Origin of the sequence: Paraburkholderia sp. J94 (assembly GCF_905220285.1) — a bacterium.
GTDB lineage: Bacteria > Pseudomonadota > Gammaproteobacteria > Burkholderiales > Burkholderiaceae > Paraburkholderia > Paraburkholderia tropica_A.
This window is the reverse complement of record NZ_CAJMZH010000003.1, coordinates 339574-354252: the sequence shown is the minus strand read 5'-3', so window position 1 is coordinate 354252 and position 14679 is coordinate 339574. Positions and strand designations below refer to the sequence as shown.

At 65.5% G+C, this 14679-nt stretch carries 16 protein-coding genes; 10 read left to right on the top strand and 6 right to left on the bottom strand.

Translation table 11 applies throughout. The annotated features are described in order from the left end of the window. The first annotated feature begins 213 nt into the window (after window positions 1–213). Both U4Y88_RS07860 and U4Y88_RS07855 read left to right on the top strand, forming a co-directional pair. Entirely contained in the window at window positions 214–963 is a 750-nt protein-coding gene (locus U4Y88_RS07860; RefSeq protein ID WP_224013016.1) for an electron transfer flavoprotein subunit beta/FixA family protein, read from the top strand. A 13-nt stretch (window positions 964–976) separates the two neighbouring features. Further along, complete coding sequence (locus U4Y88_RS07855) at window positions 977–1912, top strand: electron transfer flavoprotein subunit alpha/FixB family protein (protein ID WP_224013017.1); 936 nt, start codon at window positions 977–979, stop codon at window positions 1910–1912. A 305-nt stretch (window positions 1913–2217) separates the two neighbouring features. Here U4Y88_RS07855 and U4Y88_RS07850 read toward each other — a convergent pair whose 3' ends face one another. Then, window positions 2218–3504 carry a D-amino acid dehydrogenase gene (locus U4Y88_RS07850; RefSeq protein WP_321783252.1) on the bottom strand — a complete coding sequence of 429 codons (1287 nt, stop codon included), beginning with the start codon at window positions 3502–3504 and terminating at the stop codon, window positions 2218–2220. Window positions 3505–3683: 179 nt separating this feature from the next. Between U4Y88_RS07850 and U4Y88_RS07845 the strand changes: the two genes are divergently transcribed. After that, the gene (locus tag U4Y88_RS07845) at window positions 3684–4172 is read left to right on the top strand and encodes an Lrp/AsnC ligand binding domain-containing protein (protein ID WP_224013019.1); all 489 of its coding nucleotides are present in this window, start codon (window positions 3684–3686) and stop codon (window positions 4170–4172) included. A gap of 119 nt (window positions 4173–4291) precedes the next feature. Next, window positions 4292–5485 carry a PA0069 family radical SAM protein gene (locus U4Y88_RS07840; RefSeq protein WP_321783419.1) on the top strand — a complete coding sequence of 398 codons (1194 nt, stop codon included), beginning with the start codon at window positions 4292–4294 and terminating at the stop codon, window positions 5483–5485. Window positions 5486–5531: 46 nt separating this feature from the next. Here the strand turns inward: U4Y88_RS07840 and U4Y88_RS07835 are convergent, their stop codons facing one another. Continuing rightward, window positions 5532–6005 (bottom strand): NINE protein, encoded by a 474-nt coding sequence (locus U4Y88_RS07835; protein ID WP_224013020.1) that lies wholly within the window; start codon window positions 6003–6005, stop codon window positions 5532–5534. A 113-nt stretch (window positions 6006–6118) separates the two neighbouring features. Continuing rightward, complete coding sequence (locus U4Y88_RS07830) at window positions 6119–7234, bottom strand: sorbosone dehydrogenase family protein (protein WP_321783417.1); 1116 nt, start codon at window positions 7232–7234, stop codon at window positions 6119–6121. A 322-nt stretch (window positions 7235–7556) separates the two neighbouring features. Here U4Y88_RS07830 and rpsP point away from each other — a divergent pair, with 322 nt between their 5' ends. The 6 genes from rpsP to U4Y88_RS07800 all read left to right on the top strand — a co-directional run bounded on the left by rpsP (window position 7557) and on the right by U4Y88_RS07800 (window position 11934). Continuing rightward, a complete protein-coding gene (gene rpsP, locus U4Y88_RS07825) occupies window positions 7557–7811 on the top strand; it encodes a 30S ribosomal protein S16 (protein WP_065061258.1) in 255 nt (84 codons plus the stop codon). 145 nt (window positions 7812–7956) lie between these two features. Beyond that, the gene (gene rimM, locus U4Y88_RS07820; RefSeq protein ID WP_321783415.1) at window positions 7957–8694 is read left to right on the top strand and encodes a ribosome maturation factor RimM; all 738 of its coding nucleotides are present in this window, start codon (window positions 7957–7959) and stop codon (window positions 8692–8694) included. Window positions 8695–8728: 34 nt separating this feature from the next. Next, the gene (gene trmD, locus U4Y88_RS07815) at window positions 8729–9496 is read left to right on the top strand and encodes a tRNA (guanosine(37)-N1)-methyltransferase TrmD (RefSeq protein ID WP_310631432.1); all 768 of its coding nucleotides are present in this window, start codon (window positions 8729–8731) and stop codon (window positions 9494–9496) included. Window positions 9497–9644: 148 nt separating this feature from the next. Then, on the top strand, window positions 9645–10040 hold the full coding sequence (rplS, locus tag U4Y88_RS07810) for a 50S ribosomal protein L19 (protein ID WP_224013022.1): 396 nt from the start codon (window positions 9645–9647) through the stop codon (window positions 10038–10040). An 86-nt stretch (window positions 10041–10126) separates the two neighbouring features. After that, window positions 10127–10840 (top strand): CoA pyrophosphatase, encoded by a 714-nt coding sequence (locus U4Y88_RS07805; protein WP_310631431.1) that lies wholly within the window; start codon window positions 10127–10129, stop codon window positions 10838–10840. A 155-nt stretch (window positions 10841–10995) separates the two neighbouring features. Continuing rightward, window positions 10996–11934 carry a CobD/CbiB family protein gene (locus U4Y88_RS07800; RefSeq protein ID WP_224013024.1) on the top strand — a complete coding sequence of 313 codons (939 nt, stop codon included), beginning with the start codon at window positions 10996–10998 and terminating at the stop codon, window positions 11932–11934. 111 nt (window positions 11935–12045) lie between these two features. Here the strand turns inward: U4Y88_RS07800 and U4Y88_RS07795 are convergent, their stop codons facing one another. From U4Y88_RS07795 to U4Y88_RS07785, 3 genes are read right to left on the bottom strand one after another with little or no spacing between them, the layout of a single operon-like run. Beyond that, a complete protein-coding gene (locus tag U4Y88_RS07795) occupies window positions 12046–12369 on the bottom strand; it encodes a DUF2007 domain-containing protein (RefSeq protein WP_321783250.1) in 324 nt (107 codons plus the stop codon). Window positions 12370–12385: 16 nt separating this feature from the next. Continuing rightward, entirely contained in the window at window positions 12386–13342 is a 957-nt protein-coding gene (gene rsgA, locus U4Y88_RS07790; protein WP_224013026.1) for a ribosome small subunit-dependent GTPase A, read from the bottom strand. Further along, a complete protein-coding gene (locus U4Y88_RS07785; RefSeq protein ID WP_224013027.1) occupies window positions 13339–14610 on the bottom strand; it encodes a M48 family metallopeptidase in 1272 nt (423 codons plus the stop codon). The genes rsgA and U4Y88_RS07785 overlap by 4 nt, the downstream gene beginning before the upstream one ends. Between the last annotated feature and the right edge of the window lie 69 nt (window positions 14611–14679).

The following is a 14679-nucleotide window of genomic DNA, read 5'->3' as shown; positions in this document are numbered from 1 at the left end:
CCCTGGGCTGACGGATTAGATAGAGAATTCAGTCGGAGCCCGGGCTTGAAGCCCGGGTTTTTTTCGACATAAAATCGCACGATCGTTCGCTACTGTTGGCCGGGCCGCAGCAAGCGGTTCGTGCGGGAAAAATGCTGGCGGCAAGCTGCGCCCTCCGGGGCTATCGCTATAATGTCCGCCAGGTTGACGTATTCGTAACTTCGGAGCATGTGAATGAAAGTCCTTGTGCCTGTCAAACGCGTAGTCGATTACAACGTGAAGGTTCGTGTGAAGTCGGACGGCACGGGCGTCGACATTGCCAACGTGAAAATGTCGATGAACCCGTTCGACGAAATCGCCGTGGAAGAGGCCGTTCGTCTGAAGGAAGCGGGTGTCGCGACCGAAGTGATCGCTGTGTCCGCAGGCGTCGCGCAAGCGCAGGAAACGCTGCGCACGGCGCTGGCGATCGGCGCGGATCGCGCGATCCTGATCGAGTCGAACGAAGACCTCCAGCCGCTGGCTGTCGCGAAGCTGCTCAAGGCGCTCGTCGACAAGGAACAGCCGCAACTCGTCATCCTCGGCAAGCAGGCCATCGACGACGATTCGAATCAAACGGGCCAGATGCTCGCCGCGCTGGCAGACCTGCCGCAAGCGACCTTCGCCTCGAAGATCACGGTCGCCGACGGCAAGGCCACGGTCGCGCGTGAAGTCGACGGCGGCGCGGAAACGCTGTCGCTCTCGCTGCCCGCAGTCGTCACGACGGACCTGCGCCTGAACGAGCCGCGCTACGTCACGCTGCCGAACATCATGAAGGCGAAGAAAAAGCCGCTGGAAACGATCAAGCCGGAAGACCTCGGTGTGGACGTCACGCCGCGTCTGAAGACGCTGAAGGTTTCGGAGCCGCCCAAGCGCAGCGCCGGCGTGAAGGTCGCCGACGTGAAGACGCTGGTCGAGAAGCTGAAGACCGAAGCCAAGGTGCTGTGAGGAGCAACGAAAAATGACGAATCTGGTTATTGCTGAACACGACAATCAGTCGATCAAGGCCGCGACGTTGAACGCGGTGTCGGCTGCACAGAAGATTGGCGGCGACGTGCACGTGCTGGTCGCGGGCCACAACGCGCAAGCGGCTGCGGATGCAGCGGCGAAGATCGTGGGCGTTTCGAAGGTGATCCTCGCCGACGCACCGCAACTCGCACAGGGCCTCGCGGAAAACGTCGAAGCCACGGTGCTGTCGATCGCGAAGAACTACTCGCACATCCTGGCTCCGGCGACGGCAGCGGGCAAGAACGTCACGCCGCGCATCGCCGCGAAGCTCGACGTCGCGCAGATCTCGGACATCACGGCCGTTGAAGCGCCGGACACGTTCGAGCGCCCGATCTACGCGGGCAACGCCATCGCCACGGTGCAATCGGCTGATCCGGTCAAGGTCATCACCGTGCGTACGACGGCGTTCGATCCGGTTGCAGCCGAAGGCGGCAGCGCACCGGTCGAAAAGATCGACGCGGCAGCGGACAACGGCAAGGCGCAATTCGTCGGCCGTGAAGTCACGAAGCTCGATCGCCCGGAACTCACGAGCGCGAAGATCATCGTCTCGGGTGGCCGCGGTCTGGGCAGCGGCGAGAACTACACCAAGGTTCTGGAGCCGCTGGCAGACAAGCTGAACGCAGCGCTCGGCGCGTCGCGCGCAGCGGTCGACGCGGGCTACGTGCCGAACGATTATCAGGTCGGTCAGACCGGCAAGATCGTCGCGCCGCAGCTTTACATCGCGGTCGGCATCTCGGGTGCGATCCAGCATCTGGCCGGCATGAAAGACTCGAAGACCATCGTCGCGATCAACAAGGACGAAGAAGCACCGATCTTCAGCGTGGCCGATTACGGTCTCGTCGGCGATCTGTTCACGGTCGTGCCGGAACTCGTCAACGAACTCGGCTAAGTATCGCGAACACCAGACGCCTGCATCACAAGACGTCTGACACAGAAAAGGGGCGCCTCGTGCGCCCCTTTTTTCGTTCATCAGCGGATGAAGGGCGCTGGCGGGTCTCGACGAGATCGGCGGGCTACCCGGCGGCGAGGACGCCACGCCCGACGCGCCTGAAGCCGTGCGGGCGCTCGCTGAAGATCAGTTCTGATTCACGGAGCTTGCAGACTGCGCGCCCATGAAAAAACGGCGGCCTCTTTGACAGAGCGCCGCCGTTTTTTTGCCGCTTTCGATGAAGCCGCGAATGAACCCCTGAAGCCTTACGCGTAAGCCGGGCGATGCGTGCCGTGCTGCTCGCCGAGGTAGCGATAGACCGAGAGGTCGTCGGCCTTGATCGCGGGCTTCTTGCCCGAGATGAGGTCGGCGAGCAACTGGCCCGAGCCGCACGACATGGTCCAGCCGAGCGTGCCGTGGCCCGTGTTCAGGAACAGGTTCGAGAGCGGCGTGCGGCCCACGACGGGCGTGCCGTCCGGCGTCATCGGGCGCAGGCCGGTCCAGAAGCTGGCCTTGGCCGTGTCGCCGCCGCCGGGGAACAGGTCGTTCACGCACATTTCGAGCGTTTCGCGGCGCGCCTGCTTCAGCGACTTGTCGAAGCCGACGATTTCCGCCATGCCGCCCACGCGGATGCGGTCGTCGAAACGCGTGATCGCGATCTTGTAGGTTTCGTCGAGCACGGTGGAGATCGGCGCGGCGTCGGCGTTGACGATCGGCGCGGTGATCGAATAACCCTTGAGCGGATAGACCGGAATCTTCACGAGACCCGCGAGCATCTTCGTGGAGTACGAACCGAGCGCGAGCACGTAGCTGTCGGCGCGCACGAGTTCGCTGCCGCATTGCACGCCCGCGATGCGGTCGCCCTGCACGGCGAGGCCGTCGATCGGCGTGTTGTAGCGGAACTTCACGCCGAGTTCGGCGGCCATCGCGGCGAGGCGCGTGGTGAACAGCTGGCAGTCGCCGGTTTCGTCGCCGGGCAGACGCAGCCCGCCCGTGAGCTTGTGCGCGACCGCGGCGAGCGCCGGCTCCGCGCGGCCGAGTTCGGCGGCGGTCAGCAGTTCGTACGGCACGTTGGCATCCTTGAGCACGGCGATGTCCTTCGCCGCGCCTTCGAATTGCTGCTGCGTGCGGAACACCTGCAGCGTGCCGCCCGTGCGGCCTTCGTACTGGATGCCGGTGTCGGCGCGCAGCGCCTGCAGGCAGTCGCGGCTGTATTCGGCCAGACGCACCATGCGGCCCTTGTTCTGCGCGTAGCGCTCGGCCGTGCAGTTCTGCAGCATCTGCCACATCCATTGCAGCTGGAACTTCGTGCCGTCGAGGCGGATGGCGAGCGGCGCGTGCTTCTCGAACATCCACTTGATGGCTTTGAGCGGCACGCCCGGCGCCGCCCACGGCGCGGCGTAACCCGGCGAGATCTGGCCGGCGTTCGCAAAACTGGTCTCGAGCGCGGGACCGGCCTCGCGGTCGATCACCGTCACTTCATGGCCCGCGCGGGCGAGATACCAGGCGCTGGCCACCCCGACCACACCACTGCCCAACACGACGACTCGCATAGCTGCTCCGTAGAGGTAATTGTTTGGGCTACGCGGTCTTGCCGGGGCTCCGCGTGGCCGTTTTGGTCGACGGCAGGGCGGATGGCATGAAAATCCGGGTGTAGCCAGTCATATCGACTATGCTATTGTTGTAAGCCTAGGTTTTGTTATTGTATTTATCTGATTTTCAGGAAAAAAGCATGAGAACGCAGCGTCAGCCGGTCCGCGCGCTCGACCGGCTCGATCACCGCATCCTCAAACTGCTCCAGCAGGACGGCCGCATGGCCATGAAAGACCTCGCGGAGCAGGTCGGTCTGTCGGTCACGCCGTGCATCGAACGGGTCAAGCGCATGGAGCGCGACGGCGTCATCACGGGCTACTACGCGCGCGTGAATCCGGGCGTGCTGGGCGCGGCGCTGCTGGTGTTCGTGGAGATCACGCTCGACCACAAGAGCGGCAACATGTTCGACCAGTTCCGCCGCGAGGTGCAGAAGATTCCCGAGGTGCTCGAGTGCCATCTGGTGTCGGGCGACTTCGACTATCTGATCAAGGCGCGCATCGGCGAAATGGCCGACTACCGCAAGCTACTCGGCGACATCCTGCTGCAACTGCCCGGCGCGGTGCAGTCGAAAAGCTATGTGGTGATGGAGGAGATCAAGGAGACGCTGACGATCGCGGTGGGCGAGTAGCGGGGGGGGGCGACCCGGCGGGCAAGCGACGCCGCCCCGTTTTTCGGGCTCGACAAAGCGTCTCGATACTGTATATTTGTACAGTATCGAGACGCTTTGTTTTTGCCCCCGTGAATCGCATCCCTCCCGCGAACGACACCGATCGCGCCCCCGACTCCGACGCCTGGTATCCCGTCGCGCCGCCCACGCCGCGCAAGGGACGCGGTGCGGTCACGAACCTGCAAGGGCGCTACGAGGTCGATCAGCGCGAGGCTTACGACGATGGCTGGCAGCACGTCGAATCGGCGTCCGACGCGCGCGAGCGCGGTGAAGAGGCGGGCGAGGAAGCCGGCGAGAGTGAAACGCCGGAGCCCGCGCTGCGCACGCAGATCTACGAGGAGCGCGCGAAAAGCATTCTCACGCGCAACCAGTCGCCGGACATTCCGTTCAACGTCTCGCTCAATCCGTATCGCGGCTGCGAGCATGGCTGCATCTACTGTTTCGCGCGGCCTACGCACAGCTATCTGGGGCTGTCGCCGGGCCTCGATTTCGAGAGCCGCCTGTACGCGAAGATCAACGCGCCCGAACTGCTCGCGCGCGAACTCGCTAAACCGAACTACGAGCCGGAACCGATCGCGCTCGGCGTGAACACCGACGCGTGGCAGCCCGTCGAGCGCGAGCTGCGTATCACGCGGCGCGTGATCGAGGTGTTGTCGGAACGACAGCATCCGTTCGCGGCCATCACGAAATCGTCACTGATCGAGCGCGATCTCGACCTGCTCGCGCCCATGGCCGAGCGTCAGCAGTTCATGGCCGCGATCACCATCACCACGCTCGATGCCGACATCGCGCGCACGCTGGAGCCGCGCGCGGCCACGCCGTCGCGCCGCCTGCGTACGATCCGCACGCTCGCGCAGGCGGGCATTCCGGTCGGCGTGAGCATCGCGCCGGTCATTCCCTTCGTCACCGAGCCGGACATGGAGCGCGTGCTCGAAGCCTGCGCCGAGGCGGGCGCAACGAGCGCGAGCTATATCGTGCTGCGGCTGCCGTGGGAAGTCGCGCCGCTCTTTCAGGACTGGCTCGCCGCGCATTTCCCGCAGCGCGCCGAGCGCGTGATGAGCCGCGTGCGCGACATGCGCGGCGGCAAGGATTACGAGTCGTCGTTTTCGCAGCGCATGAAGGGCACGGGGCTATGGGCCGATCTGCTCAAGCAGCGCTTTCATAACGCCGTGCGCCGGCTCGGGCTGAACGAGCGGCGTCACGGCATTCTCGATATGTCGGAGTTCGTGCGTGCGAAGGCGCTCGTGCAGAAGCGTCAGCTCGATCTGTTCTGAGCGCGGCGGCGTTGGGGCGGCGCTGGGGCGGCATATTGCGACGTCGTTATTGCGAAATCGCCTTGGCCGCTTCGACCTGCGATTCGAAATACGTCTGGAACGAGAGCGCGAGACCGGTCATCAGCAGGAACGCGCCGATCAGCAGCGAGAAGATCACCACGAAGATCACGGTCCAGCCCGAGCGGTTCGCGCGCTGGCCTGCGAAGGCGGCGTTGAATTGCGCGTCCCACTTCGCGTCGGGACGCAGGCCGTAGACGATCGCGGCCAGAAACGCCGAGAGCACCGAGACCGCGCCGATCACGGCGAGCCCCCAGCCCGGCACCGAGGCGCGCTCGGTCGCCATCAGCAGCAGCACGCCCGGAATGCCGATCAGCGTGCCGGCGATGTGCGCCCAGCCCCACACGTCGCGCGCGCCGTACAGATAGAAGCGGTGCGCGCCGAGGCTGCCGAGCAGGAAGGCGAGGGCGGCGGTGAGCGTCTTGTTGCGAAAGCGTGCTGCGGGTTTGTTTTGATTGGACATGAGCAGGCGAGGGCGTGATGGGCGCGCGGCTCATTGTACGTGGCGTGCGCGCGCGTCAGCAGCGCCTGGCGCTTATGTTCGCGCTCACGTGCGCGCGGTGGTCGAAGCCGCGCTTAGGGTTTCGAATACGTCACGCGATAGATCGCGCCCGCGTAATCGTCGCTGATGAGCAGCGAGCCGTCGGGCAGCGGCAGCACGTCGGCGGGACGGCCCCACTGGGTTTCGTCGGCGTTGAGCCAGCCTTGCGCGAACACCTGCTGTTTCGCGTTCTTGCCGTCCGCGTCGACGCTCACGCGCACGACGCGGTAGCCCGACTTCTTGCTACGGTTCCACGAGCCATGCTCGGCGATAAAAATGCTGTCGCGATACTCGGGCGGAAACATCGCGCCTGTATAGAAGCGCATGCCGAGCGCCGCCACGTGCGCGCCCAGTTGCGCGACCGGCGGCGTGAAGGCGCTGCACGGATGATCCTTGCCGAACTCGGGATCGCTGACATCGCCGCCATGACAGTACGGAAAGCCGAAGTCGAGGCCCGCGCGCGGCAGGCGGTTGAGCTTGTCGGAGGGGATATCGTCGCCGAGCATGTCGCGGCCGTTGTCGGTGAACCAGAGTTCGTGCGTGCGCGGATGCCACGCGAACCCGACGGTGTTGCGCACGCCGCGCGCGAGGGTCTCGTAGTGCGTGCCGTCCGGGTCCATGCGGCCGATCATGGCGTAGTGCGTGCGCTGCGGATCGTTGGCGGGCAGGCAGACGTTGCACGGCGCGCCTTGCGGCACGTAGAGCTTGCCGTCGGGACCGAAGGCGATGAACTTCCAGCCGTGATGGCGCGAATCGGGCAGCGAGGCGGTGACCACGGCGGGTTTGGGCGGATCGTCCAGATGGGTGTCGATGCCGTCGAGCCGCACGATCGACGAAACCGCCGAAATATAGAGCACGCCGTCGCGCCAGGCCACGCCCACGGGCATGGTGAGCCCCGAGGCCACCACATGCCGCTTCACGGCCCGGCCGTCGCGCAGTTCGAGCGCGTAGACGCGGCTGTCCATGCTGCCCACGTAGAGAATGCCTTGCGGCGAGAGCGTCATTTCGCGCGCGGCGGGCACGTCGTCGGAGAGGACTTCGATATGGAAGCCCGGCGGCAGCTGGATGCGCTCGATCGGCAGGGCCGCGCGCGCGAACGGCGCGAGCAGGAGCATCGACAGCGGTATCGACAGCGCGATGGCGAGGCGCATCACCGCGTTCGGCAGGCGCGATCTGTTGCGGTACAGATACAGGGTGGGATCGAACAGCGGATCAAGCGTGGCCGTCCGGGCGGCATCGTGGCGGCGGCCGAAAAAGCGGGCGAGCAGGGCGCCGGGCCGCGCCGTCAAACGCTGGAACGCCCGTGCGAGGCGGACGCGAAGCGCGGGTCGATCATCGTGCATCGTCGCTTTCCCCGGTGTTTTTCACAGGGTCTCCGAGCAGATTCCAGTTAAGTGTTTGTTATGCCATTGGTTTCGGGCTATAATCGCATGTTTCAGTAGTCCCGAACCCCCGGTTTTCAAGGATTCTAGTATGGTTATCATCCGTCTGGCACGCGGCGGCTCGAAGAAGCGCCCGTTCTACAACATCGTCGCAACCGATTCGCGTAACCGTCGCGACGGCCGTTTCATCGAGCGCGTGGGCTTCTACAACCCGGTCGCTACCAAGGGTGAAACGCTGCGTATCGCTCAAGATCGCGTGACGTACTGGCAGGAAAACGGCGCGCAAATGTCGCCGGCTGTCGAGCGTCTCGTGAAGCAATCGCAAAAGGCTGCTCCGGCTGCTTAAGTGGCTGCCTGAGTATGTGCTTGCTGGGCTGCGTCGCTTGACTACGGTTTTGTACCCGGTCTTGCCGCAGTCTTTCACCTGTTTCACCCCAGTGCGCGCAGCGTAAGCCGCGTGTACGACATCAAGCTGGCTGCGAGGTTTGTCCATGCCCGAGCATGACGACGCAAAAGCGGACGCCAAGGCTAAGGGCGAGGTATCGCAGAGCAGTGGCAAGACCGGCGGGCGCACCGCGCCGTCGTTCGGCGCGTTCGCGCGCAAGGCGCCGGTGCGCGAAGTGGTGCGTGAAAACGCCACCCAGAGCGCCGCAAAAGGCGAAGGCCTGCGCGCTGAATCTGAGGCGAGCTGGCCGGCCGACGCGGTCGAAGTCGGCGCCGTGATCGATGCCTATGGCCTCAAAGGCGGGCTGAAGATCGCGCCGCACGCCGAAGGCGGCCGTGCGCTCATCGCAGCGAAACGCTGGTGGTTCCTCAAGGGCCGCGAGCGTCCCACGCTGCATTCCGCGGTGCGCGCGAGCGCCAAGGTGCACGGCGACTCCGTCGTCGGGCAATTGAACGCAATCGCCGACCGCGACACCGCGCTGCAGTTGCGCGGTGCACGCATCTACGTGAGCCGCGCCGATTTTCCCGCGCCGGAAACCGACGAGTATTACTGGGTCGATCTGATCGGTCTCGACGTCGCCAACGAGGCGGGTGTTGAGCTCGGCAAGGTCGCCGGTCTCATCGACAACGGTGCGCAGTCGGTGTTGCGCGTCGAGTATCCCTCGGCGGGCAAAGACGGCAAGCCTGTCACCGGCGAGCGGCTGATCCCGTTCGTCGGCGTGTTTGTGAAGACGGTTGACCTGGCGGCGAAACGCATTGTCGTCGACTGGGATGCCGATTTTTGATCCTGCTGTGCTGATTCGCTGAACGGAGAGAGCGATGCAGTTCGATGTCGTCACGCTCTTTCCCGAGATGTTTCGCGCGATCACCGACTGGGGTATCACCAGCCGGGCCGCGAAGCAGGAGCGCTATACGCTGCGTACGTGGAATCCGCGCGATTTCACGACCGACAACTACCGCACCATCGACGATCGCCCTTACGGCGGCGGCCCCGGCATGGTCATGCTGGCCAAGCCGCTCGAAGCGGCCATCGGCGCGGCGAAAGCCGCGCAGGCGGAGCAGGGCGCGCCTTCACCGCGCGTGCTGCTGATGTCGCCGCAAGGCAAGCCGCTCACGCACGAGCGCGCCGTGGAGTTCGCCCAGGAATCCGGTTTCGTGATCCTGTGCGGGCGCTACGAGGCGATCGACCAGCGTCTCGTCGACCGTTACGTCGACGAGGAAGTCAGTCTGGGCGACTTCGTGCTGTCCGGCGGCGAGCTGCCGGCGATGGCGCTGATGGATGCAGTGGTGCGATTGCTGCCGGGCGTGCTGAACGACGCGCTCTCGGCGGTGCAGGATAGTTTCGTCGACGGTCTGCTCGACTGTCCGCATTACACGCGGCCGGAGGAATACGACGGCGTGCGGGTGCCCGATGTGCTGCTCGGCGGCCATCATGCGGAAATCGAGCAATGGCGCCGCCGCGAATCGCTGCGCAACACGTTTCACAAGCGGCCCGATCTGATCGCGCGGGCTCGCAAGAACAAGATGTTGAGCCGTGCCGACGAGGCATGGCTCGCTAGTCTCGCGAAGGGTTCGAGCGAAGCGTAAGGCTTCGGGCGGACAGGGCGCGAGACGCCCAAGGCGGCGCCGCTTCATGCGTGAACGGTGCCAGTTGTGAATCCATCCTCTATCGGGGCCGTGCTGCCGCAATCCGGCGCAGGTACGAACGCCGACAAGATGGCTTACGGAGTCATTCATGAATCTGATCGAAAAACTCGAGCAGGAAGAAATCCAGCGCGTGCTGGGCGAGAAAACCATCCCCGAATTCGCTCCTGGCGATACGGTGATCGTGAACGTGAACGTGGTTGAAGGTAACCGCAAGCGCGTTCAGGCATACGAAGGCGTCGTGATCGCAAAGCGTAACCGCGGTCTGAACTCGGCGTTCATCGTGCGCAAGATCTCGTCGGGCGAAGGCGTCGAGCGTACGTTCCAGACGTACTCGCCGCTGCTGGCAAGCATCGTGGTGAAGCGCCGCGGCGACGTGCGTCGCGCGAAGCTCTACTACCTGCGCAACCTGTCGGGCAAGAAGGCACGTATCAAGGAAAAGCTGGTGTCGAAAGACCGCGCAGCTGCTCCGGCCGCACAGGCGTAAAAGCTGTAAGAAAGAAGCACCCTTCGGGGTGCTTTTTTCTTTTTGGCCGCAAAATACTTTCCTGTGCCCGAATCCCGAGTCAGCCGTTGATCCGTCCAGTATTTGAACCCGAAAGCCTGCCGATCGAATCGACGGGCGCCGATCTGCCCCTCATCGCCGCCGAACGGCTTACGCCGGACGGCCTGCGTGCGCGCTTCGAGCAACGCCTGCCCTGGCAGCCGGAGCCGCAGGAGGCGCGTGTGCTGGAGATCCGCGATCCGCGCGAGGCCGCGGTGCTGATGCCGATCGCGATGCGTCCCTCGGGTCTCACGGTCCTGCTCACGCAGCGCGCCGACAATCTCAGCAATCACGCCGGCCAGGTCAGTTTCCCCGGCGGCAGCCGCGAACCCTCCGACCCCACGCCGATCGCCGCCGCGCTGCGCGAGGCGCACGAGGAGGTCGATCTCGATCCGGCGCGCGTCGAAGTGCTGGGCGCCTTGCCCGATTACCTCACGGGCACGGGTTTCCGCGTCACGCCCGTGGTGGGACTCGTGCACGAGCCGTTCACGCTCGCGGCCGATTCGCTCGAAGTGGCGAGCATCTTCGAGGTGCCGCTCGGCTTCCTGATGAACCCCGCGCATCACGAAGTGCGCGTCTGGCGCTGGGAAGGCGGCGAGCGCCGTTTCTTCGCGATGCCCTATCCGCAGCAGGGCGTGCAGCCCGGCGCGACGCGTGAGGCGGGCGGCGTGGGCGGCACGCATTTCATCTGGGGCGCGACGGCGGGCATGCTGCGCAACTTCTATCGCTTCCTGCTCGCCTGAGGCGGCGCGAGCGAGCGCCGCCGGTCCTCAAGAATGCGCATCGTTGTGCCGATATCGTGTTGCTGTTGTGTCTTTGCCGCCAGACGCTCAGGCACATCTGGCCCTGTGATATCTTTGCAGCACCTTTCTAACACTCGAATCGCACGGCGCGTCGCATGACCTTCTTTTCCGTATTGCTGGCTCTCGTCATCGAACAGGTGCGGGCGCTGTCGCCCAACAACCCGGTCATGGCGCTCGTGCGCCTCAATGCGGAATGGGCCGCCCACGGCTTCGACGCGGGCAAGCAGAAGCACGGCGTACTCGCCTGGCTCGTGGTCGTGCTGCCCTGGACGCTCGTCACGGCGCTCGTCTATTACGTGCTGTACCACATCAGCTTCGTGCTGGCGTTCCTCTGGAACGTGGTAGTGGTGTACTTCACGCTCGGCTTCCGCCAGTTCAGCCACTATTTCACCGACATCCACCTCGCGCTCAACAACGACGACGTGCCGCGCGCGCGTGAAATCCTCACCGAATGGACCGGCATCGACGCCGTGGACATGCCCGTGAGCGAGATCGTGCGCCACACGCTCATCCATGCGGTGGTGGCCTCGCATCGTCACGTGTTCGGCGTGTTCTTCTGGTTCCTCGTGCCGATCGGGCCGGCGGGCGCGGTGCTGTACCGCCTCTCCGAGTACCTCGCGCGCGAATGGTCGCGTCCGGCCGACGACCGCACCGAAGCCTTCTCGAACTTCGCGCAGCACGTGTTCTTCGTGATCGACTGGATTCCGGCGCGTCTTACGTCGCTGGGTTTCGCGATCGTCGGCAACTTCGAAGATGCGATCTACGCGTGGCGCAACCACACGAACCAGTGGCCCGACACCAACGAAGGCGTGCTGCTCGCGACCGGCAGCGGCGCGCTGGGCGCGCGCCTGTCGGGTCCGCTCGCGGAACAGTCGAGCGTCGACGCGATCGCGCAGCCGGGCGAGGGCGGACCCTACACGGTCGGCGACGACTGCACGCCGCGCACGCTGCAATCGGCCGTGGGCCTCGTCTGGCGCGCTGTGATCCTGTGGATGATCCTGCTGCTCATGCTGACCATCGCGCTCTGGGTTTGAGCGCCAGTGTGAGCCCGCGCCGCGCTGCGGCAAGCGAATAAAAAAGGCCCGTGCATCTTGCGCGGGCCTTTTGCATTTTGGCGCGGAGAAACGGCTGCTGCGCGCGCCGCCTCAATCGTCGAGCGGATCGCGCTCGCGTCCGCACTGCCAGCAGACCGTGAATTGCGGCTCCAGCGTCTCGCCGCATTGCGTGCAGCGCCACGGCCGCGCGCCGGGCGGCGGGCCGCTGGTGGCGGCGGCGATCAGCTTGCGCGCGAGCGTTTCGTCGCGCTCGTCGATGAGCCAGATCTCGGGCGCGCACTGCTCGGCCGGAATCTCGCCCATCGCGCCGCTCAGATAGCGGTTGTGCAACTCGCAGGGCACGCCGGCCGTGGCGAGGATGTTCATCCAGTGCTGGGCGATCACCACATTGGGCGCGCGGACGAGCTTGAGCATGGCTGCCGGGCGGCCTTTAGCGCACGATCTGGCTGATCTCGTGCACGAGCTGCGCGTAGAGCGCGTGACGCTCGGGCGCGACGCGGCCATCGGCGACCGCTTCGAGCACCGCGCAGCCCGGCTCGTGCAGGTGATGGCAGTTGTAGAAGCGGCAATGCGCGAGCAGCGGCCGGAACTCGGGGAACGCGCGCTCGAGCGTGCCTTCGGTCAGGTGATACAGCCCGAACTCCTGGAAGCCCGGCGAATCGATCAGCGCGCCGCCGCCGGGCAGCTTGTAGAGCCGCGTGAACGTCGTGGTGTGGCGGCCGCTGTTGAGCGCGGTCGAGATCTCGCGCGTGGCCGCTTCGGCGTCGGGAATCAGCAGGTTCACGAGCGTCGATTTGCCCATGCCCGACTGGCCGAGCAGGATCGTCTGATGGCCGTTCAGATGCGCGGAGAGAATCGCGTGCGCTTCCTCGGGATGCTGCTTTTCCGACACTTCGAGCACCGTATAGCCCAGCGCGCGATAGCGTTCCAGACGCTGGCGCGCGAGCGGCAGCACGGCCACGAGGTCGATCTTGTTGAGCAGGATGATCGGCGTGAGCCCGTTGGCCTCGGCGGCCACGAGCGCGCGCCCGAGCAGGTCCTCGCTGAAATGCGGCTCGGTGGCGAGCACGATCAGCAACTGGTCGAGGTTCGCCGCGAAGAGTTTCGACTTGAACTGGTCGGAGCGATAGAGCAGGTTGCGCCGCTCGCCGATTGCCACGATCACGCCCTGGTCGGCGGACGTCGATTGATAGTCGACGCGGTCGCCGACCGCGACTTCACTCTTTTTGCCGCGCGGGAAGCACTGCAGCGGCGCGCCGCCGTCGTCGGGGGCGACGAGGTAGTGGCGGCCGTGCGCCGCGATCACGACGCCGTGCAGCGTGGCCGCAGCAGCCTGTCCCGCCGACGAGGCGCTCGCGCCGGCGGATTTCGGGGCGCGCCGGCTCATGCGTGCGACAGCAGGCGGTCGATCCGCTGCGAAGCCGGCGGATGCGAGTAGTAGAACGCCGTGTAGAGCGGGTCGGGCGTGAGCGTGGACGCGTTGTCCTCGTAGAGCTTCACGAGCGCGTTGACGAGCTGCTGCGCGTCGGTCTGCGTGGCCGCGAAGGCGTCGGCCTCGAACTCGTGCTTGCGCGAGCTGAGGCTGCCGAGCGGCGTGACGAAGAACAGGAACACCGGCACCGCGATGAAGAACAGCACGAGCGCGAGGCCCTCGTTGCCGCCGAGCAGCGACGGACGCACGCCGAGACCTTCGTAGAACCACACGCGCTGCGTGAGCCAGCCGAGCACGCCGAGCAGCACGAGGCTGATCGCGAAGGTCACGACCATGCGCTTGATCACGTGACGGCGCTTGAAGTGGCCGAGTTCGTGCGCGAGCACGGCTTCGATCTCGCTGCCCGAGAGGCGCGCGAGCAGCGTGTCGAAGAAGACGATGCGCTTGGCCGCGCCGAAGCCCGTGAAATAGGCGTTGCCGTGCGCCGAGCGGCGGCTGCCGTCCATCACGAACAGGCCCTTGGCCGCGAAGCCGCAGCGCTGCATCAGCGCCTCGATGCGCGAGCGCAGTGCTTCGTCGCGCAGCGGTTCGAACTTGTTGAACAGCGGCGCGATGAAGGTGGGGTAGAGCACCAGCACGAGCATCTGGAACGCGACCCAGACGACCCACGTCCAGAGCCACCAGAGGCTGCCCGCCTGCTTCATGAGCCAGAGCACCACGAACAGCAGCGGAATGCCGAACAGCGCGCCGATCACGAGACCCTTGATGCGGTCGGCGAAGAAGATGCGGCGCGTCATGCGGTTGAAGCCGAAGCGCTCCTCGACCACGAACTGGCGATAGTAGTCGAGCGGTAGCTCGATCAGGCCGCTGACTGCGAGCACCGCGCCGACCAGCGCGATCTGGCCGACGTAGTCGCGCCCGAGCCAGTCGGAAATACCGAGGTCGATGGCCTGCACGCCGCCGAGCAGCGTGAGCGCGATCAGCACGATGGTGGACAGCACGATCTCGACCATGCCGAGGCGCGTGCGCGCGACCGTGTAGTCGGCGGCGCGCTGATGCGCCGCGAGCGGGATGGTGGCCGCGAACTGCGCGGGCACCGCGTCGCGATGCGCGGCGACGAAGCGGACCTGCCGCGAGGCGAGCCAGAGCTTGGTCGCGACCATGGCCAGCACCGCGGCCACGAAGAGAACGCTGAAGGCCAGCGCGGGGGAAAGATTAGGCATCCGGGAAGTCCGTGGTATCTATGCGACAATTATATGTTCTCGTCGGCCCGGCCATCGCATCTCGCGTTG

Excerpts from the sequence above, each read along its gene's own strand:
- U4Y88_RS07800 (WP_224013024.1), top strand. The coding sequence starts at position 10,996 with ATGACCTTCTTTTCCGTATTGCTGGCTCTCGTCATCGAACAGGTGCGG.
- rimM (WP_321783415.1), top strand. The coding sequence starts at position 7,957 with ATGCCCGAGCATGACGACGCAAAAGCGGACGCCAAGGCTAAGGGCGAG.
- rplS (WP_224013022.1), top strand. The coding sequence starts at position 9,645 with ATGAATCTGATCGAAAAACTCGAGCAGGAAGAAATCCAGCGCGTGCTG.
- U4Y88_RS07850 (WP_321783252.1), bottom strand. The coding sequence starts at position 3,504 with ATGCGAGTCGTCGTGTTGGGCAGTGGTGTGGTCGGGGTGGCCAGCGCC.
- U4Y88_RS07860 (WP_224013016.1), top strand. The coding sequence starts at position 214 with ATGAAAGTCCTTGTGCCTGTCAAACGCGTAGTCGATTACAACGTGAAG.
- trmD (WP_310631432.1), top strand. The coding sequence starts at position 8,729 with ATGCAGTTCGATGTCGTCACGCTCTTTCCCGAGATGTTTCGCGCGATC.
- rsgA (WP_224013026.1), bottom strand. The coding sequence starts at position 13,342 with ATGAGCCGGCGCGCCCCGAAATCCGCCGGCGCGAGCGCCTCGTCGGCG.
- U4Y88_RS07830 (WP_321783417.1), bottom strand. The coding sequence starts at position 7,234 with ATGCGCCTCGCCATCGCGCTGTCGATACCGCTGTCGATGCTCCTGCTC.
- U4Y88_RS07785 (WP_224013027.1), bottom strand. The coding sequence starts at position 14,610 with ATGCCTAATCTTTCCCCCGCGCTGGCCTTCAGCGTTCTCTTCGTGGCC.
- U4Y88_RS07835 (WP_224013020.1), bottom strand. The coding sequence starts at position 6,005 with ATGTCCAATCAAAACAAACCCGCAGCACGCTTTCGCAACAAGACGCTC.
- U4Y88_RS07845 (WP_224013019.1), top strand. The coding sequence starts at position 3,684 with ATGAGAACGCAGCGTCAGCCGGTCCGCGCGCTCGACCGGCTCGATCAC.
- rpsP (WP_065061258.1), top strand. The coding sequence starts at position 7,557 with ATGGTTATCATCCGTCTGGCACGCGGCGGCTCGAAGAAGCGCCCGTTC.
- U4Y88_RS07795 (WP_321783250.1), bottom strand. The coding sequence starts at position 12,369 with ATGCTCAAGCTCGTCCGCGCGCCCAATGTGGTGATCGCCCAGCACTGG.
- U4Y88_RS07855 (WP_224013017.1), top strand. The coding sequence starts at position 977 with ATGACGAATCTGGTTATTGCTGAACACGACAATCAGTCGATCAAGGCC.